This window comes from Fischerella sp. PCC 9605 (assembly GCF_000517105.1).
Classification (GTDB): domain Bacteria; phylum Cyanobacteriota; class Cyanobacteriia; order Cyanobacteriales; family Nostocaceae; genus PCC9605.
Genome location: NZ_KI912149.1, coordinates 554,390 through 579,750 on the forward strand (window position 1 = coordinate 554,390; position 25,361 = coordinate 579,750).

Below are 25,361 nucleotides of genomic sequence, written 5' to 3' on the forward strand. Positions count from 1 at the left end.
GACTAACTCAGTCACACTCTCTAATGTGAGCTTAGTACGTAAATACTGTTTTGGGAGAGCTAATTGGGTTGCTGATAAAGGAATGCGTAAGCGCATATGACCTCGATAGGCTACTACCGCATGACCCTCACCACTTGGCGGGGTTGATATGGATATCACTGCAAACCTTCGCCCAAATAGTGGGTGCATCACATCAGTTACTTCTATGTCAGTTAAGTTTGCTGATGGGTTCTTGAGATGGGCATTAAGTAATGGTTTCGTTTTAAGATGCTTACTACGCTATCGCTCCATACTCTGCGGGAAACCACTGGCGCGTCTATAGCGTGACATTTTTGATTTCTCAGACATCCTCTTAAATAGTCAATATTAAAGAAAGGACTCTTGTGGTGTGTAGGAGTATAGTCAATACTTCTCGGTTAAAGGGGAAAGGGAAAAGGAAAAAGGATCGAGATCGAAGCCACACCCCTTACCCCTTCACCTTTTACCTTTTACCAGACACAAATGAAGATCAAGCGCGCTTATCTGAGAAGTATTGGGAGTACAGTTTTTGACATCGCAAATGTGCAAACTTACAGCAATGCTTGAAAAATACTGTAAATAGATACCATGAAGGGTAATAAATATGTATTTTCAGAAAATATTTATACAACAGGTAGCAAAGGATGCAAATTTAAATCAGGAAACCCAAACCGAAGTAAAATTAAATGATACAAATTCCGATGCAATAATCTCCCCTGATGCAGCAATTGCCGCAGGAAGTACTATCGGCTTTATCATGATTTGGGCAGGATTTTTGTTTATATTGTCCAAGATGAGGACATTGACGGAAGATAATAAGATTTTTTTACCCCTAACTTCCTCACACAAACTTCCCTGTTACACCTGTCGATATTTTTCAAATAATCATTACCTTCATTGTGCCGTACAACCTTCAATAGTTCTCACTGAAGAAGCGATGAATTGCTCTGACTATTGTCCCAAGCATGGCAAATTCTTCAAATAAAATTACTGTTTGAGAACAAGATTGCCATGCTGCCAAACTGTAAGTTTCTAATTTATGAGTCACTCTCATCGCTTTCGGAAAATTGCTGCTATCCTTGCCATTGCTTTGATGGTGATTTTGGGATGGTTTCTCACTAGTAAAGTGCCAGTGCAAGCCCAACCAAAACCAACCGCTGCGATTACACTAGATGGTCGCCAGCTATTTGAAGTTAGCGAAACTGGGCAATTTAGTGCTGATAATCGTGCGGCTGATGCCAACATGATTTTAAAAGAGGCAGTCCGCTCTCCAGAACCTGCAAAGGTGGAGATTTTAGAAAGCAATCAATTACCGGTGATTCGGGTGAATGGACGCCACTTGCTGACTGTTACCTCACAAGATACTCCTACTGGTAGAACAAAGCAGGAACAAGCCCAAATGTGGGCGCAACGGATTACTGAGGCAGTTCGTCAAGGTCAAGAAGAACGAAGGTTAAGTTATTTTTGGAGGGCGATATCACTTGCAGTCTTGTTCGTGTTGGCTGCCTTTGCTGTTCATCAAGTTTTAGGTTGGATTTGGCAGTATTGGTTGCGGCGCTTGGTTCCAAGGGAAGCTAGTCATCCCGACACAGGAGCGCAACCGAAGGGAATTGAATTATTTCTACAATTGACGCTGATTGCAGTGCGTGCGCTTTTGTGGATAGGAACAGCTATTTACATTACTGACTTATTCCCTTTGACGCGGGAGTGGAGTCGGCAGATTGCCAATATTCTCAGGATGAGTTTGACCTCACCAGTCATTTCTATCGGGGAAAGTTCTTATTCGGTCATTAATATAATTATCCTGATCTGCCTGTTTTTTGGATTGGTGGCTGTTGCTGGAGCAGTCACTAATCTGTTGCGATCGCGGGTATTACGTATCACCACTATCAGCCGAGGTGTTCAAGAATCTATTGCCATCGTTATCCACTACAGTCTGATTTTTATCGGTGCAGTTGTTCTGCTGCAAATCTGGGGCTTGGATATCAGTTCTCTGGCAATAGTAGCTAGCGTCTTGGGTGTGGCGATTGGATTTGGCTTGCAGGGAGTTGCTAAGGAATTGGTCAGCGGTTTCGTTGTTACCTTTGAACGCTCTATTCAAGTTGGGGACTTTGTGGAAATTGGGGAGTTTATGGGAACGGTAGAGCGATTAAATGCTCGCAGTACCCACATCCGCACCCTAGATGACATCATAGTGATTGTGCCAAATTCTCGTTTATTAGATACGGAAGTAGTGAATTGGAGCCATCATAGTCGTGCATCTCGTCTAGTATTACCCGTGCGCGTGGCATATGGCGCAAGTATGAATACCGTACGCTCTGCACTACTGGAAGCGGCACACGAGAATGCTGATGTATTAAAAAAACCAGCACCTCAAGTCTGGTTTCAAGGATATGGCGACGATTTTTTAAATTTTCAGTTGTTGGTTTGGATCTCAAAACCTCGCAAGCAGTTTCAAATCAAGAGCGATTTATATTTTCGGATTGACGAAATCCTACGCAAGCAAAATATTCAGATCCCTTTTCCGCAACGCTCCCTGCATTTGCGGTCTGGAAGTTTACCCTTGAAAGTTTCACCTAAGTTAGAAAATTCCTTGTCTCAACTTTCTGAAGGTTTGATCGCTTGGTTAAAAAATCAGTCGCAGATCGGCAACTTAAACGGTTCAATTAATCCTTCTACCAAAAATCACAATCAAGATGATTGAGTCAGATCAAGTTGATCGTCAAAAAAATTAACTCGGTTTTAATCCTTGGCGATGACAATATCATTGGATTTAATCACTGCATAAGCTTCTGTTCCCTCGTCTATCTCCAACTCTTCTGCTGACGCGGTAGTAATAATCGAAGTTAACTCTACTTCGTGAACAACCTTCAAAGTCACCTGAGAGCTAACTTCTCCTCGAATAACTTTTGTCACTACACCTTTGAGAACATTGCGAGAGCTAACTTTGAGAGGCTTTTTGGAAGTAGTAACTTCTGCCTTGTGAGTGTCAGCATCTTTTTGGTGTGTCTGCTTGGTTGGTATTGATTGTGGCGATCGCGAGGAATGTTGACTAAGTCCACGCACAAGTTCCCGGAGAATCTCTGTTTTAGTGCGTTGTGACTCTTGAGACAACTCTTCCAAAATTTTTCGTTCTTCCTCTGAAGCTTGAAATGTGATCCATCCTTGTTCTTTTCTTGGCATAGCTTTACCAAATTATTTGGTAATTTTGGGATTATCTTGGTAGGATTTTACCAACCACCAATTTTAGGCAAAAGCACTCTTCAAGGGTGGATGATCAATGAAAAGAAGACAACTTTTTACCTTAATTGGCATGGCAATTACTAGCTTGATAGTAGCAGTTGGCTTGCCATTTTTGACTCCTTCTGTTGTGGTAGCACAGTCAAACACAAATTTGCTTGTGTCTGCTGCTGCCAGTTTGAAAGATGTCATGGAAGAAATCAAGACCATCTACCAACAAAGTCAACCAAATGTCAATATTAGATATAACTTTGGAGCTTCTGGTGCTTTACTGCAACAAATTCAACAGGGAGCGCCTGTAGATGTGTTTATCTCTGCTGCCAACAAGCAGATGGACACTTTGGAGCGATCGGGGCAGCTAGTTTCAGACACCCGTAGCATCCTAGCAAAAAACCGTCTGGTTTTGATTGTGCCAAACAATTTTACAGGTGTTAGCAGCTTTAACAATCTACAAGACTCCAAAATTAAGAAAATTTCCATTGGCGAAACAAGAAGTGTGCCTGCGGGGCAATATGCCGAGCAAGTCCTCCAGAAATTGGGTATTTACGCACAGATTAAACCCAAGCTTGTTTATGCTAACAATGTGCGTCAAGTCTTAGCAGCAGTGGAAAGCGGCAATGCTGATGCAGGCTTAGTTTATATGACTGATGCCAAAATTTCTAACAACGTCAAAGTAGTCGTTGCTGCTGATGAAAAGTACCACTCTCCGATTGTCTATCCGATCGCAGTCTTAAAAAGAAGTAAAAATACTCAAGCAGCACGGGATTTTGTCAAGTTTTTATCTAGCGAACAAGCTAAGGCTGTACTGCAAAAATCGGGTTTTATCTTGCCTTAATAACTCCTAGGAAAATAGGGACTAGGATTGTGATCGCTATTTAATTTTTGGCTTTTTGCAAAACTGTCTTGCTTTTTACCTTTTTTACTACCAACTTTTTGGTTAACTAGTTGGTACATAGACAATTTCTATAAAGTATGGAAACTCCTAGGGCTTATCCCTCTGCCTTGAAAGTAACCTTAACCGTCCGATCGGACACCCCTCTCCTAAGCAAGGAGAGGGGTAGGGGGTGAGGTTTTTTCATACCTGGCGGTGAAACTTGTTTCATAGAGACTGCCTTCTCAGGGAATTCCAAAAAATAAATTATCCAACTCCTGCATCCAACACTATTTCCTTCTTTCCTTGTCTTCCTTGTCATCCAAGTCTCGCGAACGATTGGATATTTTTTGATTTGGAAGTCCCTAAAACTATGCCACAAGATTTATCTCCCCTTTGGATATCGCTGAAAACTTCTTTGCTTGCTACATTTATTACTTTCTTTATTGGTATTGCAACTGCATACTGGATGCTGGGGTATCGTGGCAAGGGCAAATCGCTGATTGAAGGTATTTTAGTTGCTCCCCTGATTTTACCTCCAACAGTCGTGGGCTTCATCCTGCTGGTTTTCTTTGGCAAAAATGGCCCGATGGGCAAACTCATGGAAGCTTTCGACTTTAGCATTGTTTTTACTTGGTACGGTGCTGCGATCGCCGCTACAGTAGTATCCCTGCCGTTAATGTATAAAACCGCACTAGGAGCTTTTGAACAAATAGATCGGAATCTCTTACGGGTAGCGAGAACTCTGGGTGCAAATGAATTGAATATATTTTGGCGCGTCAGTTTACCCTTGGCTTTCCCTGGAATTTTAGCGGCAACAACTCTCGCTTTTGCCCGTGCCTTGGGTGAATTCGGTGCTACCCTGATGCTGGCTGGCAATATCCCCGGACAAACACAGACAATACCAATGGCGATTTATTTTGCTGTGGAAGCCGGAGCAATAAATGAAGCTTGGTTCTGGGCGATTGCCATTATAATGATTTCTCTATCTGGAATTATTGCCGTCAACTTTTGGCAGGAGTGCAGGGAGAAAAGCACAAAAGCAGACAGGGGGATAAGGGGCATTGGGCAATGGGCAAGGGACAATGGGCATCGGGCATCGGGCAACGGGCAATGGGCAATGGGCAATGGGCATCGGGTATCGAGCATAGAAAAGATCCAATCCCCAATCCCCAATCCCCAATCCCCTATTTCTGGACTAATTGTAGATATCGAAAAAATACTTCCTGGCTTTCATTTAAAAGTTTCCTTTAACGCTGACGAGCAACCCCTAGGATTGTTAGGGGGATCTGGCGCTGGTAAGAGCATGGTTTTACGTTGCATTGCTGGTATAGAAACACCAACCAAAGGCCGTATAGTTCTGAATGGGCGAGTACTGTTTGATTCTGAACAGGGAATTAATTTACCTAGCCGCGATCGCCGCGTTGGGTTCGTAGTCCAAAATTATGCTCTGTTTCCCAATATGACTGTGGCGCAAAATATTGCTTTTGGTTTGCCGAAAGGACTATCGAAGTTAGCCATCAAGCAACGAGTAGAAGCTCAATTACTGGCAGTGCAGTTACAGGGATTGGGCGATCGCTATCCACATCAACTCTCTGGCGGGCAACAGCAGCGGGTTGCGTTAGCAAGGGCTTTGGCATCTAGTCCGGAAGCATTGCTGTTAGACGAACCATTTTCCGCATTAGATACCCACTTACGCAGTCAATTGGAACAACAAATGGTGACAACACTTGCTGATTATCAAGGCATCAGCTTATTTGTCACCCATAATATGGAAGAGGCCTACCGCGTTTGTCCAAATCTGTTGGTGATGGAGCATGGCAAAGCCGTTCATCATGGCACAAAATACGATATCTTTGAAAATCCCACCACTGTGAGTGTTGCTCAATTAACAGGTTGCAAAAACTTCTCCAGTGCTGTTGCTATATCCTCGCAAGTAGTGGAGGCTGTTGACTGGGATTGCACTCTGCAAGTTGTTGAATCAATACCCAACTCATTCTCCCATGTGGGTATTCGCGCTCATCAAATTGCCTTCACCGATAACCCCAACCAAGAAAATACCTTTCCTTGTTGGTTGGTAAGGACTAGTGAAACGCCGCACCGCATGACGCTATTTTTAAGACTGCATTCCTCTAGGAAAATTAGCCGCGATTACCACCTGCAAGCAGAGATTTTCAAGGAAAAATGGGCGACTCTTAAAGATAAACCTTTACCGTGGTACGTTCGTTTAGATTCATTGCGACTGATGTTAATGAAATGAATGAACAAGTATAAGTAAGTCGGCGGGAATAAATCCAACTATGTTAAGTCACGTAACATAGAGGACTAAAGTCCTACGGGAAGCCGTTCTTACGAGCGTCTACACTACAAACCTTTAATTAATTACGCCGTCCTACTTATGCTGTTATCAAATCATCGGATGTAATGATTACTATTAACTAAATATATAGGACTCATATTTGATTTTTGAAATATACGTAGGGGAGGCAAAAAGGGGTGTGGATTTTCCTCCCCCTTTATTGCCGTTGCGTTATGCCTCTGGCTAACGCACCATCCAAAGGCTTTGGTGCGTTACGCGATCGCGTAACACACCCTACAGATACTTAGATTTTTTCATAAATCAAATCGGATTCCTATATTTTTGAAATCTACTAAAAAAGGGGCGGTTTAATAGCCCCTTTTTGAATGCATAGGTAGTGACTGACAGTAACTTCATTACTCTGTTGATGATCCTACCCTTGACTCTGACTTATAACCTGAAACTCACTTGGGTTTAGTGAAACCACCATATTTTCAAAGTCTAACCGGATGAGCCAGCGATCGCTAGAGCGAACATCTAAAAGAGTTTCTCGTCCACAAACTACTCCCACTTTTCCGGCTACATATTCTGGAGCTAAAATCAACACTTTGTTACCTACTTGAATATTCTCTGAGATATGCAACAACATTCCTATAACCTAGATTTCTTCTGTGTATTATTAATGGGTGTCAGTAAAATCAATTTATGCACTTCTATTATAGAAATGGAAAAAATGTCTGCAAATAGCTCGTAAACTACCCCTAGTTTCGCTACGCTACACTAGAGGCTTCTGTACTCACAGGCGAGTGCTGTAACTTAAACTTTCGTCCGAGTTTTGGTCTTACCTCCCCTCTTACAGCAGATTCGATAAATTTTACAGAATCTTTTTTGTATATTGACCGACAAAGAAATTACCATCTTGACACACATTTTACAAAAGAGGTAATTTAAATGAAAATTTTACTAATAGAAGATCATCAATGTACCGCTTCAACACTTTCTAAATTACTCGTTGACCATAATTATGTGGTAGATGCCACAAACGACGGTGAAACTGGGCTGAGGTTAGCAAAAGCATATGACTATAACCTGATATTGCTGGATGTGCTTCTGCCTGGGCTGGATGGTATTAGCATTTGTCGCCAACTCCGTAGCGAAGGTTATGAAGTGCCAATTCTCATGCTAACTGCTCTAGACAGTAGCACAGATCGAGTTATGGGTTTAGATGCTGGCGCAGATGATTATGTAATCAAACCTTTTGATTTTTTAGAGTTAATTGCTAGAGTACGTGCTCTACTGCGACGTGGGAGGACTATATTAGCTGAGGAACTTACCTGGGAAAACTTAAAATTGGATCTGAAAATTAGGGAAGTTACCTACAACGAGAAACGTCTGCACCTCACCCCGAGAGAGTATGGTTTACTGGAACTTCTGCTAAGAAATCCTCAGCGGATTTTCAGTCGCAGTGCCATACTAGACCTTGTCTGGCCTGAGGGCGAATTTCCAGGAGAAGAAGCTGTTACAACTCAAATTAAGGGCTTGCGAAGAAAGCTAAAAGCAGCTGGCATGAACAAAGATTTGATTGAGACAGTTTATGGATTGGGCTATCGTCTGAAAGAGGAAAGGGAGAAGACGGGAAACGAAGACATAGGGAAATTAACAATTGAAAATTCAAAATTAAAAATACAAAAATTCGATCCATTCCCCATCACCCCATCACCCCATCACCCCATCACCCCACCTTCTCAATCCCGCATAGAAGCCGAAACAGAGGTTATGGCTGTAGTTGCAAAGATGAGAGAAGAATTTAAAAATAGTCTCAGCGAACAGATTGAATTATTTGAGCAGGCGATCGCTCTCCTTGCCAATGGAACCCTCGATAATACACTGCGTCAAAAAGCAACAGCAGAGGTGCATCGCTTAATTGGTTCACTGGGGTCTTTGGGCTTGCCAGAAGGCTCAAAGGTGGTACGGCAAATTGAGCAGTTACTCCAGAATCAGACAGATGCGGATCGCAGTGTAGCACTACAGATAAAAGAATTGGTGGATTTACTGTGGCAAGTTGTGGTGAAAGGACAAGGGGAAGATGGGGAGATGGGGAGAAATGAACAATTCAAAATTCAAAATTACTCTCCCACTCCCCCACTCTCCCACTCTCCCAGACGCGCCATGGCGCGTCTCTGCATTTCCTCCCACTCCCCCACTCCCCCACTCTCCCACTCCTCACCTCGACTACTGGTAATCGATGATGACACAGTGCTGACCGAACATTTGAAGATAGAGGGAATGGCTTGGGGCTTGCAGGTTGAGGTAGTAACAAATTTAACTTCTGCTTGGAAAGTAATTGCTGGCAATCCTCCTGATATCATTCTGCTAGACCTCACCTTTCCCAGCACAACAGAAAATGGACTAACGCTGCTAGCAGAACTAACTAAGCAAAAACCTGAAATTCCAGTTGTGGTATTTACCGCCCAGAGTCAGTTGAGTCTCAGATTGGAAGTGGCTCGTCTGGGAGCGGATACTTTTTTACACAAACCGATGCTTGCCGATCGCATTCTCCAAACAGTCATTAAGGTACTAAATCAGACTCAGGAAGTGGAAGCTAAAGTGATGGTGGTGGATGATGAACCTGAGATATTAAATGTCCTGTCTGTCCTCCTGTCATCCTGGGGACTTCGGGTAACGACTTTGGAAAATAGCCAACGTTTCTGGGAAACTCTGGAAGCTTCTGCTCCCAATCTGTTGATTTTAGATGTAAATATGCCTCATTTCAGTGGACTAGATCTGTGCCAGGTGGTGCGTAATGATTCCCGTTGGGGTGGGATACCAATACTGTTTTTATCTGCTCACACGGATATAGAAACTGTATCCAGGGTGTTTGCTATGGGCGCAGATGACTATGTGAGTAAACCAATTGTCAAGACAGAACTAGTCTCACGCGTGCTGAATCGATTGCAGCGGGTGCAAACGCGGTACAGACTGGCGAATTTTCCAGCAAAGGTTTTAACCCGAAATTTCCAAAATCCCGTTAATTGAAGTCTGTATAAAGTCTGCTGTAAGATTTCGACTTATACTTTCATTCTTACCAAGTTATCCTTGATCGCTGGTTTTATTTCTTGGTTTTACAGTATAATCCGGGAGTTGTAATGAATAAAATTACACAAACAGTTTTGCTTGTTGATGACTGCCTGGAAGACCGAGAAACCTATCGTCGCTACCTACTACGGGATAAGCAACACACCTACAGAATTTTAGAGGCTGCGACTGGGCAAGAGGCGCTCTTATTGTGTCAGCAGCAATTTCCGGACGTGATTGTAATAGATTATCTGCTGCCAGATATGGATGGGCTGGAGTTTCTCAACAGTTTGAAGACTCTGTTTGGTCAAAAAAACCTTCCAGTCATCATACTAACGGGTCGGGGAAATGAACAGATAGCAGTACAGGCGATGAAAAGTGGTGCCGCTGAATACTTGGTTAAAAAACATACAACGCCAGTGAGTTTCCATCTTGCAGTTCAAAATGTATTAGAAAAAACTCGGCTAAATAGGCAACTTCTTGAGAGCGAAGGACGTTTCCAAGCTACATTTAACCAAGCAGCTGTTGGTATCGCCCATGTAGGACTAGATGGACAATGGTTGCTGGTGAACCAGAAACTTTGCGACATTGTGGGTTATAGTCGCGAGGAACTGCTAACGCTAACTTTCCAAGACATAACACATCCCGATGAATTAAATCTCGATTTAGAGTACGTTGTCCGGATGTTGACTGGTGAAATTCAAACGTATTCGCTAGAAAAACGTTATATTCGTAAAGATAATACCTATATTTGGATTAATTTAACTGTTTCTCTAGTTCGCCAAGGATGTGGTGAGCCTCAATATTTTATCTCTGTTGTTCAAGATATTAGCGATCGCAAGCAGGCTCAAGCAGCACTGCAACAAGCTAACTCAGACTTAGAAAGACGAGTACAAGAGCGAACCAGCGAACTCCAGCAAGCCAACCACGAATTGCAACTAACCCTGGAAGAACTGGCTAAAAGCCGTCAAGCAATAGAATTAGAACGTCAGCATTACCAAGATTTGTTCGAGTTCGCTCCGGATGGATACTTAGTAACTGATACTTGGGGAAATATCCGAGAAGCAAACCGTGCAGCAGCCACCTTACTTTCCATACAACAGCAGCGTTTAATCGGCAAACCACTGCTCGTCTTTATTGCTGAGCCAGAACGCAAGGGCTTTGGGACTCGATTAGTGCAGTTGCAGGAGATGCAAGGCTGGGAAGTTTACCTACAGCCACGCAAAGGAGATCCTTTCCCTGCGATGATCGCTGTGAGTAATATACATGACAAACAGGGTCAGCAAGTGGGCTGGCGCTGGCTGCTCCGCGACATCAGCGATCGCAAACAGGCAGAGTCAGCACTCAAAGAAAGCCAGCGTTGGTTGCAAGCAGTCATTCAGGCTAGTCCCAATGTTTTGTACATTTATGACTTGATCGAACAGCGGGGTGTCTACAACAACTCTGAACTCTATTCTATTCTTGGCTACAGACCAGAAGAAGTGCAACAAATGGGAACAGCAGTTATTTCCCAACTCATGCATCCTGAGGATATTACGGCTTTTCGGGAATATATCAAAGTATTTGATACAGCCAAAGATGGCGAAATATTTGAGTTTGAGTATCGAATGCAGCATAAAAACGGTGAATGGCGGTGGATGTTCAGCCGTGATAGTGTATTCATGAGAACATATGATGGCAAACCCAAGCAGATTTTGGGTGCAGCTACTGATATTAGCGATCGCAAACGAGCAGAAGAAGCCCTAAAAGCCTCGGAAGCCAAGCTCAATGCTGTGCTTGACAGTGTGAATGCCGGCATTTGCTTTTTCCGGGTTTACTCAGATCAAACATTGAAATATGAATACTGCTCTCCTGGCTGTGAGAAGATTTTTGGTTACACAGCAGCAGAGTTCATGGCAGACACAAAGCTTTGGTGGTCACGAATTGTACCTGAAGACATAGAAACAATTTTGTTACCAGGCTTTCAGGAAATATTTGCAGAACGTCCGATCGCAGTGGAGTATAGATTTTTTCACAAAGACGGCTCGTTGCGTTGGAACTCAGAAAGCGTCACTTCTCGACGAGACAAAGCCGCAGACTGCTGGCTAGTTACCAGTGTGGTGATAGATATCACTGCTCACAAGCAGGCAGAAGAGGCTCTGAGAAACAGCGAAGAACGCTGGCAGTTAGCTCTCAAAGGTAACAACGATGGCATTTGGGATCATGACCTGAAAACCAATCAACACTTCCTTTCTCCCAGATGTAGGGAGATTTTGGGGTATCTTGATCGTGAATTGAATGATTTTGGTGAATGGAGCAAGCGTATACACCCCGATGATCTCGACGCAATGATGGGTGCTTTCCAAGCTCATGTGCATCGCCAAACCCAGCACTACGTTGCCGAATACCGAATGCAGTGCAAGGATGGCAGCTACAAATGGATTCTATCGCGGGGGCAAGCACTTTGGGACGAAGCAGGAAACCCGACGCGAATGGTTGGCTCGATCACCGACATTGACGATCGCAAGCGCACAGAAGCAGAACTCAGACAACAGAAAGAAATTCTGCAAACCATATTCGATCGCATTCCCGTGATGGTGATTTTATTTGATCGCAATGGTCAAATTCAGTTGGCTAACCGAGAACTGGAAAAGGTTCTTGGTTGGTCACAAGCAGAATTAAAAGAAAAAGGGAGCAACATACTAACTGAGTGTTACCCAAATCCAGAAGATCTTCAGAAAGCGTTGGATCAAATCCAGGCAGCTACAGGAAAATGGCAGGACTTTAAAACTCGAACTGCTGATGGACGAGTGATAGATACTTCCTGGGCAGATGTGCGCCTATCCGATGGGAGCAAAATTGGCATTGGGCAAGATATTAGCGATCGCAAGCAAGCAGAAGAGGAACTTAGACGACTCAGTGCAGCTTTAGAAATTCGCGTACAAGAGCGGACACAGGAATTACAGGAAAGCGAAGAACGCTTTCGCAGTGCCTTTGACAACGCCGTGAATGGCATGGCTTTAGTCAGTCCCAATGGTCACTGGTTAAAAGTCAATGCCTCCCTATGCAAAATGTTAGATTACACAGAACAGGAATTTCTCAATGATCTGACTGTGGAGAAAATTACCCATCCAGATGACATCGAGAGGAACCTTAACCTTATACGCCAAATCTTAGCAGGCGAAATTTCTCGAATCCAAATCGAGAAACGCTACCTCCACAAGCATGGTGACATCGTTTGGGTAATTTGCAGTGCTTCCCTAGTGCGAGATAGTCAAGGTAAACCATTATACTTAGTCGTACAAATTCAAGATATTACTGAACGTCGGGCAATTGACAAAATGAAAAACGAGTTCATCTCACTTGTCAGCCATGAACTGCGAACGCCCCTTGCCTCTATTCGCGGCTCTCTAGGATTACTCGCTGCTGGGGTACTCGACAACGAACCAAAAGCAGCTAAACAAATGTTGGAGATTGCTGCAAGCGAGTCGGAGCGCTTAGTACGGTTGGTGAATGACATTCTTGACCTAGAGCGGCTAGAAGCAAACAAAATCAGGTTAAATCAACAGTGGTGTGATGCTGCCGATCTCATACAACAAGCAATGGAAACTTTGCGACCCCTAGCTGAGGAAAACAACATCACCATTTCCCTTTTACCTTCGAGAGTACAGATATGGGTCGATCAGGATCGAATTATTCAAACACTAGTAAATTTACTGAGTAACGCCATTAAATTTTCGCCAGCAGAAACTGTGGTTACAATCAGTGTTCAAGACCAAGCCGACCGAGTTCTGTTTAAAGTCAAAGACCAAGGCAGAGGCATCCCTGCTGACAAACTAGAAAGTATCTTTGGCAGATTCCAACAAATTGATGTCTCAGACTCCCGTCAAAAGGGAGGAACAGGGCTAGGACTGGCTATCTGCCGCAAAATTGTCCAACAGCACGGAGGGCGCATCTGGGCAGAAAGTATCTTCGGTAAAGGCAGCACTTTCTACTTTACTTTACCGATACCGCTAGAGTAATATTAGCAACCCTATCTCTTGATTACCTTATTTACCTATGACGGCAAAGAGCATTCTATTAATTGACGATGAAAAGCATCTGTCTACGGTAATTCAGGCTTGTCTGGAAAAATTGGGCGGTTGGACAGTGCTGAAAGCCTCTTCAGGTAGCGAAGGCTTACGTAAAGCTGAGGCTGAACACCCAGATGCCATTCTGCTAGATGTAATGATGCCTGATATCGATGGAGTCACCCTGCTTCACAAGCTTCAAGAAAACCCTACAACCCGAGCCATTCCAGTAGTTCTACTCACTGCTAAGGTACAGCAAAATAACTATAAACAATATTCACTGTTGCGTATTGCAGGAGTGATTGCCAAACCCTTTGACCCTTTGAGATTAGCAGATCAGGTGGCTGAAGCTCTAAATTGGAAATAGATTGGTCAAGAGTCAACAGTCAACAGTCAACAGTCCTTTGTCTGATACTAATAACTAATGACCATTGACCCTTGACTATGGATTAATGACAATCCTCAGAATTTCCTCATTTTGTTTGCTTAGTTTAAGACAAAAGCACCTTAGTCTTTTGTCGTGATGTGACTGAGTGGCTTCTACTCAATCAATTGCAAGAGGAAATGTCATGGCTTCAGAGGATTGGCAAATTTTACAACCAATGCATATTGTGCAGCAGTGCCTAAACAATGTCATGAGTAACTTGGATTGGCATGACTATATTTCATCATTGTGGTTGAACGATCGCGCATATAATCGCATACCGATATTTATGATTTTTGAAACAAAGTCAGAAATCATTTTCAGTGCGATGATTCCTTGTGTAGTGGCTGATAGTCTGGATGTTCAAGTCACCGATGAGGTAGTTTTGATCAGAGGAGAGCAGCTTAAATCAGCAAAAGATGACGAATACTATAAATTAGAATTTGGCAGTAGTCAATTTCAAACCATTATTCCCTTGCCAAGATTAATTCAATCCCAAACTGCGATCGCGAAATTAAAAAACAATATTCTCACCTTAGTTGCCCTTCCGAAAACATCGCGATCGCGTCGTCCAGTTAAAGTTCAAATTCTTAACTCTTGAGAGATTACAGCAGAGTAATATTTAGGCATATATACAGCTATTTACGAAAGCTGGTTAATAGTTTTTAGAAAGATTTTATCACTTGCATAGCAGACATAAGGCTAACTATTTAGTCTTGGTATTGCTGTAAATCTGAATTTTGAATTTCAAATTGCCTAGAAAGAGCAAGAGGCTCTGTCGTTACCAGGTTGAACCTGGTAACGAGGGTGGTGGGCTTGCCTGGTGGCTGTTGCATAGGCGTGCAAGATGTGAATTTACTCCCTTAAAAAAAACAAACATTCAAAAATAAATTACGAAAAAAAGAAAAGAAAAATTTATGCTTAAACCCGCTCAAATTGTTAAAAATCCCTCTGTTGAACGCTTGCTTAAGTTGTGGGCACAGCGTTACAAAATGGACTTATCTTCTCTATCATTATTTGAAGAACCTTCAGTAAATTCATTTAGTGCAGCTGCTTCACCAGCAGGGCGAGCTTTAACCACTACCAAATTAAAGCTTAATTCATTAAATATCAATACTCAGATGGCATGGATACTAACTAAATCACTCTACAATTATATTCCCAATGTTTTAGATTTTTCCGAAGCGAGGCGAATAACTGAAATTACTTTAATTGTGTATTGTCAAATACTTAATATCTATCAACAACAATTGCTAAGTACTGATTCACTGACAGTAGAGCGATTGCAAGCAGCAGGTTATGATGAAGGGAATCTTTTTAGCGTATGGGGAATACCTCCAATTGAGGAGCTAGCATATACACTTGAACCAACATTAATAGCATTTCAAGGCGAACATACAGCATGTCAAGACTGGCGTGCTATTGGCTTTATGACTACACAATTGAAATTCACCAATAAATTAATTCTGAAGCTGCTTGCACCAGTTGAGAAAATACTATTGTGTCCCTACTTCAAGTTTATTGAAGAGCAAGTCGCAATCCCTTGGCAACGAATCTGCGCTGCTAGTGTCAAACAAGAATTGGATTCGCCGACATTAATCCTTGTAGAGCAAATGTTACTTGCCTCTGAAGGAATTTCCAAAACTGTTTACTCGCAATTAGTAGAACATTTCCCCAATTACCATAGCCGCAGTGGCAATTTAACCCATCCTGATGTGGCACACTCAAGCATTCGTGACTTGAATATGTTTCAAGCCTACCTCTATTTGTGTATTTTAGAGCAGAGTCTAGTACCAATAGAGCAAGAACTACTTCCTTTGTGCAAAATAGTTCTAGAGAAAGTAGAAGTTAAATGGGAGATTTTAGAAAAATGGATGCAATTATTAATAGATGAAATCATCAGGCGTGTAAAGCCAGAACAGAATGCAATTTTGCTGCCTTATATTCAAGGAATGCAGCAAGCATTCTTTCAATAGGTTACGGGGCGTAGTTTTCTTAACTTGTTAAGAATAAGAAGGTAGAGACAATGACAACCAAAGCAACCAAAAAAATTCTCTTTATTGATGACGAACCCTATATGCAATACATCGTGAAAGCCTGCCTGGAAAAATTTGCAGGTTGGGAGGTAGTAGTAGCGAAATCGGGTTTGGAAGGATTAATCAAGGCAGAGATAGAGAAACCAGATGCTATCCTTCTTGATGGAATGATGCCCGAAATGAATGGCATTATTTGCCTGCAAAAACTACAATTAAATCCCAAAACTCAGTCACTTCCAGTCATATTTTTAACTGCAAAATGGAGCTTGACCGAGCCACATCGGTTTTTAGAATTGGGTGCAGTGGGGGCGATCGCTAAACCATTTGACCCTCTCACCCTAGTCACAAAAATGACAAAAATTCTTGGTTGGAATGTAGAAAATTTAAAGGCATAATTCTCAAAAACTAACGACACATATTAACATAAGGTTTCATAATTTTATTTTTTATGCCTAGTGATGCGTCGGTTCTAATTATGAGTGTTTAACATAATGTACAATCAAGCCCGATTTTTAAATCTTAGTGTTGATGAATACCTCAAACTTGAACTAGAAAGTTTTGCTCGCCATGAATATATTGCTGGACAAGTCTATCCAATATTGGGAGAAACCCAAGTAGAAAAAATAATTACTGAAAATATATTTACTAGGTTACGTACGCATTTATATAGTACAGATTTTCGGATTTTTTCATCAACGATGAAATTAAAAATTGAACCATTAAATATTTTTTACTATCCAGATATATTTGTGATTGCTAATCAACAAGACAGAGGAAAATTTTTCAAAACTCAACCTTGTTTGATAGTGGAAGTTATTTCACCCATTACGGAACGCATAGACCGTAACGAGAAATTAATGAATTATCGGCATATAGACAGTTTACACGAGTATGTATTAGTCTATAAATCCCAGATTAGGGTTGATATTTACCGTAAAAATAATCAAAATAATTGGTTTTTGGAAGTTTTGAAATCTCCTCGGGATTTTATTAAATTTTCATCTGTAGATTTAACAATGCTGATAGCAGAATCTTACGAAGATGTAGAATTTAATACAAATTCACTTGGAATTTAGGCAAATTTGTCCAAAGTCAAATCCAAGGATTGAATTGTACTAACTGAACTGTATTGTATTCTAGTGCAGTAGTGGTTCTCAAAGACACAAACCTCAGCGATCGCATCGCTGAGGCTGTCGCAGATTGGTTATCTAAGTCGGAAAATTAAGAAATAATTAAAAGGCACAATTTGAAGCCGGAAGAATAGGCCATGCCCTAACGGCCATAGTAGTAGTCGTCACGGTAGCGATAGTCACGGTCATCATCATAGTCGCGATAACGGCGATAGTAACCATCATCCTTGCGAGGACGGCGGTAGTAACCGTCGTCATAATTGTTGTCGTTTCTTTGAATTTGCTCCTGGGAACTGTAAGTCTCAGAGTTTTGAACATTGATACTGCCATCTATAGCAGCACCATTTTGATAAGTTCTCTGCTCATTGTATTGACTTTGATCGTCAGCTATGGCAGTAGTTGGAGCGAGAAGCATTGCAGCAGCTACTAGACCAAAGGCTAAGGATTTGTTCGACATATGTTTAGACCTCATCAGTCGTATGTTGCTGGAATAAAGATGCTCTTGCAAAACTTAGGAATGATTTGGCTGATGCCAAAAATTAAGCAAGACCTAATGGCTTAATTAAATAGTAGCTACTTTATTTAGTTAGGATGTGGAGAAAAAAATAAGCTATTGATAATAGGCGAAAAAGCTTCAAATTGGTGCAAAACTAGCGAATAAACCCCTTGATAATCAACAATTTCCTTCTAGCTCTTCGTTACTTGACCTGATACACCTTCGCAGTTAACAAGTTTGTCATGACTAGGTGCGATCGCTCTTGTAAAGTTGTTACCAGATTTATTACATTTCAGTTTTGGGGAAATTATGGAAATTGCGATCGTTGCTACAAGACTTGGGCGATCGCTAAAAAATAGATCGCCTTTCAGACAATCTCTTAGGCTTGTTTCCGTAAAAGTTCTTTTGCTTGCGAGTCTTGGCTGATAATATCACCTTTACGATTAAATAAAACAGTACCAACCTTTAAGGCAACATTTGCATATTTCTGCACATAAGCTGTAGCTTTATGACTAATTTTGTCAGCCAGTATCTCGAATACAGATTCTGCTACTCCAAATTCCATCAATTTTTGGTGTGCTGCATCCGCAGTCTTGGCATCTAAAACAGTTCGCACAGCTTCTAAATCACCCCCAGCTGCAATCACAGCGGCACCAATAATTTCTAATTTGGCATCTGCTAGATGACTGGAAACATTGAAAATGCCACCTGCTAATTTAATCAGTTTGCCCTGGTATCCCAATAGCAAGACAGAATTTGCATGGGTTAGTCCAGCTTCTACAAGCATTGCACCAATCCAGTTACCAGTTTGAACAATAGCCGACTCTGGTATGCCTAAACGTTGTGCTACTTGCATACCGTTGCTACCAATGCAAAACACCAAATCAGAACTATCTTTGACTTTAGCTTGCAATTGCAGACGTAATTCTTCCAAGTGGTCAGCGGCAGACAGGGGTTGAGAAATTCCACTTGTTCCTAACAGTGCCAGTCCCTCCACAATCCCAAAAGCTTCATTAGAAGTGCGTTGTGCTAACTGACGACCTTCAGGAAGAATAATCGACACTGTTGCTGTTTGGTCTGGAGGAATGAGTGGGAGTAAATTGGCATCGAATAGGCGACGGGCGTAGCTGTAAATCGCTGCTTCTCCAGAGATTGTTTTTCCCAACCCCTCGCCAGCTTCCAAAATCAAAGCTTGGGACTGCCTCTGTGATAACCTCACCCAAGCCCAAATGGGTGTGTTACGAGTTAAATCTAGATTATCGCCTGGATCGCTAAGCGTGATTGCTAGGGCACTTTCAGGTTCTAGCATCGCTACTTGTAAAACAGAAATCTCTGCTTTTCCCGGAAGAAGGTCAATCTCAACACGTAAATGAGATTCTATGTTTGCACCCAGGTGCATGAAAGCAGCCTTAGCGGCGGCTACTGCAAAAACTGGCAGAGTATAACCAGTACGAGCCATTATGAATTATGAATTATGAATTATGAATTATGAATTATGAAATATATTAAAGCCAGTCCTATGCGACTGGCTTGTTGTTGTAACAAGTTGTAGAGACGTGCCATGGCACGTCTCTACTTGGCAGAAGGTTTGTAGATTTTTGGTTAGACTTATATTTGCCTATGGCGTTGCTGATTTCATGTATGAAAATAATTTTGCGTAATGCCAAAACCCTTGTAGAGAGGGGATATATCGCCTCTCTACATCCGGATTCATAGCGCGATTCAGCAACGCCCTGCCTACTAACCACTAACTACTAACCACTAACAGCCGTAACGCAAAGTTACGTTTATTCACACCAACTCACTTATTCCTTGCAGAATGCATTAGAGTATCCGGAGCGAAAAGAACGTACACTTTCCTGTTCTGGGTTAAACTGATGTCGCAAGACGCAGCCAGTATCGTTACCAATGACATGAATGGATACTGAAGGTGCAAATACTGTTGTTGTCTTGACTGCATGGATGTCACCATCTGGAGGCAAAAGTCTGTAAATATCACCGACCCTGAGTTGGCGTGTTTCAACGATTTCTAATTTGGCGCACCCTTCTACATCGCCTTTATCCACACGGCGGTACACTGTGTCTTCTTGTCTACCTTTATACAAACCAACTAGTCCCCAAGCTAAATGATCCAGAACAGGAGTGGTTGAACTAGGAGGAATTACCAAACTAAAAATAGTCAAAGAACGATCCTGGGAACGATACAGCAACCATTGACCAATTTCACCTCCGATTCTGCTGTCGGGATTCGGTTGCAAAAAACGCTCTGGTAGCCAACCCTGTTTTTTTAGCAGTTGACTGAAATAGGGTTCAAGCGCATTGAGAGTTTCCGCGCGATCGCCGCTACTTGTGCGATAGTTAATGTCAATAGCTACGGCTACGAATTGTCGCAAGTCGGGGCTATCAATAAACCACTGTTCTTCTGCAAGTGGTTCCAGAATGGTAGTATGGCTCATGGAAATTCCTGTTAAAACACCAAAAGAAAATTTCTATTCCAAATTTGGAATAGTTGAGACGATAGTTGCTGTTTGTTACTTCCTTGACTACACCTTAGCTTGCATCAGCATCATGAAAGCTCAACCCTAGGGTGTGTTTTCAAAGTATCAGTTTTGTCATGCTGAACGAAGCGACAGCGTAGTGAAGCATCTCTATAACCCTGATTTTTACGAGATTCTTCGCTTCATTTCATTTCGCTCAGAATGACATTTAGGAGTTTGAAAACACGCCCTAGCCCTTAGTATCCACTTATAGAAATCTGCTTTTCTCAGGTAGTAGATCAAACAGCCACTTTGCTGCCTGTTCCAGCATACTCAAAAAGCAGTTGTATTGCTTTTACTTGCTGAAGCTTACCCCATTTCAATTTTATAACTTTTGCTCTGGAGTTAGTGGTTCATGAACTAAGAGTTCACCTCCAGCGATGAAAATCCTTTCCACGTAGCGATCGCATTAAACAAAGTGCTTCTGCCTTCCTTGAGGTGAATTGCTGTACTTGCGATCAATGAACCCTTGATGTTTAATTGGGCATTGGATTCAAAAATAATTCTATTCAAATTTCAAACAATCACACCGATCAACTTATCAATAACCTACCTAATCAAAGGTAATCTAATTAATTCATAAGCACCACTTTTTCCCAAACTTTGATAATCAGATGAGTGCAAGCCCATTTCTGGAAACTTTTTCGGCTGAGCCAGGACTAATATCGAAGCAGGCTGTGTTTTATTAACTGCCTGACTTCTGATATATTCTCCCCCTGCTGCCGTCATTTTTATGAAAGTTACAGGACGTTGAGTGTAAAAAACAACTGTAGGTTTTTTGAAACCAACCATAACCAATTCTTCACCTGGTTTTTGAGTTTGTACAGCGATCGCCGATAATTCTCGTAAAGGTAATTGACGTTCTTGGTCTACTAAAAATAAAGCCGGAGTCAGAACAAAAATCAAAAATGCTGCAAATGCTACCATATTCACACCGATTAAAAAACGCCAACGGCGACGCAGTAGTAAGGTTGCCAAGATTACCGCACAAACTAACCAGATAATTCCCCCCAAAGCTGTTAAACCCGACTGTTGCAGTAGTTGACGGAATTGAGGAGCAGCAGGATCTATACCTATTAACTGAGGTACGTAAAACAGTGCTACTGCGATCGCTGATATAAACACCACATTTATCCAGCCAGTCCAGAGGAGGGAGGAGGGGGAGAGGGGGAGATGGGGAGAAATGAACAATTCAGAATTTCTCCTACTCCCCCACAGCCCCCAACCCCAGAGGGGACCCCTAGCCCCCACTCTCCCACTCCTCCACTCTCCCACTCCTCCCAAGAGGTCACTCCACAATAGTCCCACGAGAATAGCTGCTGCTGGCATTAAGGGTAAAACGTAGCTGGGAAGTTTAGTGACAGCAATGGTGAAAAAGCCAAAGATACTAACAAACCAGAAAAATGCAAATAAACCAAGTTGCTGCGAACGTTCTTGAGAACGCCAGTACTTGCGCTGCCAAAATTTTAACCGCGCCATTGACAGCGGCAAATAAACTGAGTATGGAGCAAAACCCAGCAATACTACTAGAAAATAAAAATACCAAGGAGCTGTGTGACCGTTGACTACTTCTGTAAAGCGCTCTATGTTGTGGTAGCCAAAAAAGGCGTTAATAAAATTCCAGCCATTGCGCCAAATCACTAGCACATACCAAGGCAGTGATAAGCCCAAGATAATCAGCATACCCAAAAGAAGGCGCATTTCCCGCACAACCTCTCGCAATTTACCCAGGTAAAGCAGAAATACACCAATAATTAACCCTGGTAAGACTATTCCCACCGGGCCTTTGGTCAAAATTCCACCAGCAATTAGTACGTAACAGGCCAAATACCAATTATTAGGGATTGGGGATTGGGGATTAGGGATCGGGGATCGGGAATCGGGAGAAGACGAAGGAGAATTTCTCCCTAGTCCCTCTTGTCCTCCTTGTCCCCTGTCCCCTATCCCCTGTCCCTTATCCCCTATTGCATATCCCAGAAAAAAGCACAACAAAGCTGATGCTATACAACCAGTCAACAGCATATCTGAGACACCCGTTCTTCCCCAAACAATCATTTCGGGACTGAGTGCCATAATAGCGGCTACCAAACAAGCTGTGAACCAACGTCTGGGAGGATAAGAAGCTTGTTTGAGGGCATCTTCTCTTGACAAGTGCCACTGCACAGTATAGAAAGCTAAGCTAATTACCCCCATCGCCGCGATCGCACTGGGAAGACGTACCGCCCACTCATTCACGCCTAAAATAGAATAGGCGATCGCCTGACACCAGTAAATCAAAGCAGGTTTATCGAAACGAGTTTCGCCATTAAAAAACGGTGTGATCCAATCACCCGTAACGTACATTTGGCGGGAAGCTTCGGCAAACAGTGGTTCTGTTTCATCGATCAAGCCAATACTGCCTAAATGCCAAAAGAATGCGATCCCACCAATCAAAATTAACCACAAAATCGACAGCATCACAGCAAGGGCTGGACGCTTGCCAATATTATTTAACAACTGGTCAAAAGCACGAATCGTCATTAGTCATTAGTCATTAGTCATTAGTCAATAGACTATAGTTAACGGTCACTAGTCAATAGTCGTTATTTACTGATGTTTTGTTCTTAGTTATTTGTCTTTTGTCCTTTGTTCTTTGTCAAAAGCTAATGACCAATGACCAATGACTAATGACCAATGACCAATGACCAATGACTATTGACTAAGAATCAACTCCCATTCTTTCTTTTGCGGATTCCACACAGGAGCAGGTGTTTCCCCAACAACATATGGCCCCCAGTAGCGACGGGAACCATCTTGTGCAAAAGCAACTAAAATATCTCCCTTCTCCAGTTTCACGTTACTGTTAGGCAGAGATAAAATTAGCCCCTTCTCACTACCTTCTCCAGGGGCAAAATCCCAATGTGCTGAGACAGGTGGGTTTTTTCCAGAAGGGCTTTTCACTACTGCACGCCGTACAAGTAGAGCAAGACGCACGGGCTGTTCGGTTTGATTGCTCATTCGTAAGCTTCCTTGACCTACCCCTTTGACTGCTGAGCGATCATGATATTTAAGGGGAGATTTTGTAGGAGTAGGAGTGCTTACAGTAGAAGCGATCGCACTTTCTGATTGGGTATTTGAATCTGACTGACTAGAAGATGTATTTGGCTGTGTAGACTCAGACTCAAAGGATACTTTCACTTCATAGCATCCTACAGGCAGCAACAGCAATCCTAAGCAAGCAGTTGCTGCAACAGCGTGACGGTACACTGACGGTTTCATATTGATAGTGATTTAGAAATAAGTATTTTTTCTAGGCTCGTTCAAATAGTAGCCTAATACCAAAACTGGCAATCAAGTTAAATTGACTACCACAGGCTCTCTTGGAGCTAGAATTCAAAAAGATAAGGAAACTCGTGGCTCCCACATAGAAGGGTTTAGTCCGAACCCCATAGTGTACAGGGAATTAGGCACATTGGGATTAGGAACTGGAAGGATTGAGTATAAACACAGAAGGAAGTTTAGGAAAAAATTCCTTGATGCTTCGCTTTTTTGTTTGCACTCGCTCAAGATGATATAATTTAATAATTTTAATATTCACCCCAAAACCTCAGAAAACCCTGATACAATCCACACAACTTTATGCTAAACCTAAATATCCTCAAAATGGGATATTTAATGAGATTTTGATTTAGCAATGCCTCACTCATGCAAAACACTCGTCTTAACACCCTGTTTAATACCATTGTTAGGCGGTTAGAACAATGGATTTTCAATCCTTGGCGGCGGATATCGATACTGATAATCAGTTTATTGTTTGGTTTTTTCCTGGGAAGCGCAGTTGCTACTACAGCTGGACAAACAGCTGAATGGGATATTGTAGTAGCTGGAACTTTAGTATTAACAACAGAAATTGCCAACAGAATATTTTACAATCGCAGCGTTATGGGGCGACAAATATTCTGGGTACAATCCATCAACTATCTAAAAATTGGCCTCACTTATAGTCTGTTTTTGGAAGCATTTAAGTTGGGATCTTGAGGAGACGAGAGAATGGGAGAGTGGGGGGAAATGTAGAGACGCGCCATGGCGCGTCTGGGAGAGTGGGGGAGTGGGGGATGGGGAGATGGGGGAATAACCATTAACCACTAACTACTAACCACTAACTACTAACAAGTGACCAATGACCAATGACCAATGACTAATGACTAATTATGAAACTTTTGGGATCGCACCAGAAAAAGTGGATGAATTTATACAAACGCGAGCTTCCTGCGGAAGAGCTACGCTAACGCATTTATTTAAATCTGTCTATCCTGATTTCAGTGAATTCTGCCAAACTCATCTCCAGATGCAACCAGATACCATGCCAGAGGTATTATGGAATTTGTGGCTACCTTTGGGTATAAAAATAGCTTGGCAACGGCAAAAACTCGGTCGTCCCTTGATTCAAGGTATTTTAGGAGGACAAGGCACTGGCAAAACAACTATGTGTCAGGTTCTCTCCTTGATTCTCCGACACTTGGGATACCATGCCCTGAGTTTGTCTTTGGATGATTTGTACAAAACTTATCGCGATCGCCAAATTCTTCAACAGCAAGATCCACGATTGATTTGGCGCGGCCCGCCGGGAACTCACGATGTTGAGCTAGGTTTAACTGTACTCGATCGGATTCGCAACTGTGAACTGCCAGTAGCAGTTCCCCGCTTTGATAAATCAGCGCACGGTGGTGCTGGCGATCGCACTACTCCAGAAATCGTGGCGAATGCAGATATTGTCTTATTTGAAGGTTGGTTCGTAGGTGTGCAACCAATCGATCCTGCCGTTTTCGATCGCCCACCACCACCAATTTTTACAGCTGAGGATAAAGCATTTGCCCGTGACATGAATCACAAACTCTACGATTATTTACCACTGTGGCAAAGATTAGATAGCTTAATCGTGCTGTATCCCAAAGATTACCGCCTTTGTGTTGAGTGGCGCAAGCAGGCAGAACGGCAAATGATTGCTGCTGGCAAATCGGGAATGAGTGATGCAGAAATTGAGCAATTTGTCAATTATTTTTGGCTTTCTCTCCATCCAGAATTATTCATCAAGCCGTTGGTTGAATCACCAAAATTAGTTGATTTGGTGATTGAGGTAAATTCCGACCATAGTTTTGGTGCTGTTTATAGACCAATACGGTTCAGTTAAGGTTTTGATCTACCCC

21 protein-coding genes are annotated in these 25,361 nt (G+C 42.3%); 13 read left to right on the forward strand and 8 right to left on the reverse strand.

All coding sequences use genetic code 11. The features are described from left to right. Nucleotides 1-622 precede the first annotated feature (622 nt). Together FIS9605_RS0117360 and FIS9605_RS0117365 are read left to right on the forward strand one after the other, a co-directional pair. Nucleotides 623-1,003, forward strand: a complete 381-nt coding sequence (locus FIS9605_RS0117360; protein ID WP_026733737.1) for a hypothetical protein — start codon at nt 623-625, stop codon at nt 1,001-1,003. Nucleotides 1,004-1,057: 54 nt separating this feature from the next. Further along, a complete protein-coding gene (locus FIS9605_RS0117365) occupies nt 1,058-2,722 on the forward strand; it encodes a mechanosensitive ion channel family protein (protein WP_026733738.1) in 1,665 nt (554 codons plus the stop codon). A 38-nt stretch (nt 2,723-2,760) separates the two neighbouring features. Here FIS9605_RS0117365 and FIS9605_RS0117370 read toward each other — a convergent pair whose 3' ends face one another. Then, nucleotides 2,761-3,201 (reverse strand): TOBE domain-containing protein, encoded by a 441-nt coding sequence (locus tag FIS9605_RS0117370; protein WP_026733739.1) that lies wholly within the window; start codon nt 3,199-3,201, stop codon nt 2,761-2,763. Between the two features lie 97 nt (nt 3,202-3,298). On the opposite strand from FIS9605_RS0117370, the gene modA reads away from it, so the two are divergent. Beyond that, the gene (gene modA / locus FIS9605_RS0117375) at nt 3,299-4,093 is read left to right on the forward strand and encodes a molybdate ABC transporter substrate-binding protein (RefSeq protein ID WP_026733740.1); all 795 of its coding nucleotides are present in this window, start codon (nt 3,299-3,301) and stop codon (nt 4,091-4,093) included. A 409-nt stretch (nt 4,094-4,502) separates the two neighbouring features. Continuing rightward, nucleotides 4,503-6,389 carry a molybdate ABC transporter permease subunit gene (modB, locus tag FIS9605_RS0117390; protein ID WP_026733742.1) on the forward strand — a complete coding sequence of 629 codons (1,887 nt, stop codon included), beginning with the start codon at nt 4,503-4,505 and terminating at the stop codon, nt 6,387-6,389. A 472-nt stretch (nt 6,390-6,861) separates the two neighbouring features. On the opposite strand, the gene FIS9605_RS0117395 is transcribed toward modB, so the two are convergent. Continuing rightward, nucleotides 6,862-7,077 (reverse strand): hypothetical protein, encoded by a 216-nt coding sequence (locus FIS9605_RS0117395; RefSeq protein WP_331280959.1) that lies wholly within the window; start codon nt 7,075-7,077, stop codon nt 6,862-6,864. 302 nt (nt 7,078-7,379) lie between these two features. Between FIS9605_RS0117395 and FIS9605_RS37320 the strand changes: the two genes are divergently transcribed. The 7 genes from FIS9605_RS37320 (at nt 7,380) to FIS9605_RS0117430 (ending at nt 17,088) form a co-directional block, all read left to right on the forward strand. After that, on the forward strand, nt 7,380-9,464 hold the full coding sequence (locus tag FIS9605_RS37320; RefSeq protein ID WP_051470049.1) for a response regulator: 2,085 nt from the start codon (nt 7,380-7,382) through the stop codon (nt 9,462-9,464). 110 nt (nt 9,465-9,574) lie between these two features. Then, nucleotides 9,575-13,504: a hybrid sensor histidine kinase/response regulator gene (locus FIS9605_RS39840; RefSeq protein WP_026733744.1), complete on the forward strand. Its 3,930-nt coding sequence runs from the start codon at nt 9,575-9,577 to the stop codon at nt 13,502-13,504. A 37-nt stretch (nt 13,505-13,541) separates the two neighbouring features. Next, nucleotides 13,542-13,919, forward strand: a complete 378-nt coding sequence (locus FIS9605_RS0117410; RefSeq protein WP_026733745.1) for a response regulator — start codon at nt 13,542-13,544, stop codon at nt 13,917-13,919. Between the two features lie 202 nt (nt 13,920-14,121). Beyond that, a complete protein-coding gene (locus FIS9605_RS0117415; RefSeq protein ID WP_026733746.1) occupies nt 14,122-14,577 on the forward strand; it encodes an Hsp20/alpha crystallin family protein in 456 nt (151 codons plus the stop codon). A gap of 316 nt (nt 14,578-14,893) precedes the next feature. Beyond that, nucleotides 14,894-15,952: a hypothetical protein gene (locus tag FIS9605_RS0117420; RefSeq protein WP_026733747.1), complete on the forward strand. Its 1,059-nt coding sequence runs from the start codon at nt 14,894-14,896 to the stop codon at nt 15,950-15,952. A 50-nt stretch (nt 15,953-16,002) separates the two neighbouring features. Then, the gene (locus FIS9605_RS0117425) at nt 16,003-16,407 is read left to right on the forward strand and encodes a response regulator (protein ID WP_026733748.1); all 405 of its coding nucleotides are present in this window, start codon (nt 16,003-16,005) and stop codon (nt 16,405-16,407) included. Between the two features lie 96 nt (nt 16,408-16,503). Next, entirely contained in the window at nt 16,504-17,088 is a 585-nt protein-coding gene (locus tag FIS9605_RS0117430; protein ID WP_026733749.1) for a Uma2 family endonuclease, read from the forward strand. Between the two features lie 196 nt (nt 17,089-17,284). Here the strand turns inward: FIS9605_RS0117430 and FIS9605_RS0117435 are convergent, their stop codons facing one another. The 6 genes from FIS9605_RS0117435 to FIS9605_RS0117465 form a co-directional block, all read right to left on the reverse strand. Next, a complete protein-coding gene (locus tag FIS9605_RS0117435; RefSeq protein ID WP_026733750.1) occupies nt 17,285-17,599 on the reverse strand; it encodes a hypothetical protein in 315 nt (104 codons plus the stop codon). A gap of 418 nt (nt 17,600-18,017) precedes the next feature. Continuing rightward, nucleotides 18,018-19,097: a cobalt-precorrin-5B (C(1))-methyltransferase CbiD gene (gene cbiD / locus FIS9605_RS0117445; protein ID WP_026733751.1), complete on the reverse strand. Its 1,080-nt coding sequence runs from the start codon at nt 19,095-19,097 to the stop codon at nt 18,018-18,020. A 346-nt stretch (nt 19,098-19,443) separates the two neighbouring features. Beyond that, nucleotides 19,444-20,094, reverse strand: coding sequence for a hypothetical protein (locus FIS9605_RS0117450; RefSeq protein ID WP_026733752.1), 651 nt, complete (start codon nt 20,092-20,094; stop codon nt 19,444-19,446). A gap of 441 nt (nt 20,095-20,535) precedes the next feature. Then, nucleotides 20,536-20,688 carry a hypothetical protein gene (locus FIS9605_RS42765; RefSeq protein ID WP_155960449.1) on the reverse strand — a complete coding sequence of 51 codons (153 nt, stop codon included), beginning with the start codon at nt 20,686-20,688 and terminating at the stop codon, nt 20,536-20,538. A 36-nt stretch (nt 20,689-20,724) separates the two neighbouring features. Next, a complete protein-coding gene (locus tag FIS9605_RS0117460) occupies nt 20,725-22,695 on the reverse strand; it encodes an ArnT family glycosyltransferase (protein ID WP_026733753.1) in 1,971 nt (656 codons plus the stop codon). 171 nt (nt 22,696-22,866) lie between these two features. Beyond that, nucleotides 22,867-23,433 (reverse strand): hypothetical protein, encoded by a 567-nt coding sequence (locus tag FIS9605_RS0117465; protein WP_026733754.1) that lies wholly within the window; start codon nt 23,431-23,433, stop codon nt 22,867-22,869. A gap of 426 nt (nt 23,434-23,859) precedes the next feature. On the opposite strand from FIS9605_RS0117465, the gene FIS9605_RS0117470 reads away from it, so the two are divergent. Both FIS9605_RS0117470 and FIS9605_RS0117475 read left to right on the forward strand, forming a co-directional pair. Next, a complete protein-coding gene (locus FIS9605_RS0117470) occupies nt 23,860-24,192 on the forward strand; it encodes a DUF565 domain-containing protein (protein ID WP_026733755.1) in 333 nt (110 codons plus the stop codon). Nucleotides 24,193-24,355: 163 nt separating this feature from the next. Then, entirely contained in the window at nt 24,356-25,345 is a 990-nt protein-coding gene (locus FIS9605_RS0117475) for a glycerate kinase (protein WP_026733756.1), read from the forward strand. Nucleotides 25,346-25,361: the final 16 nt, after the last annotated feature.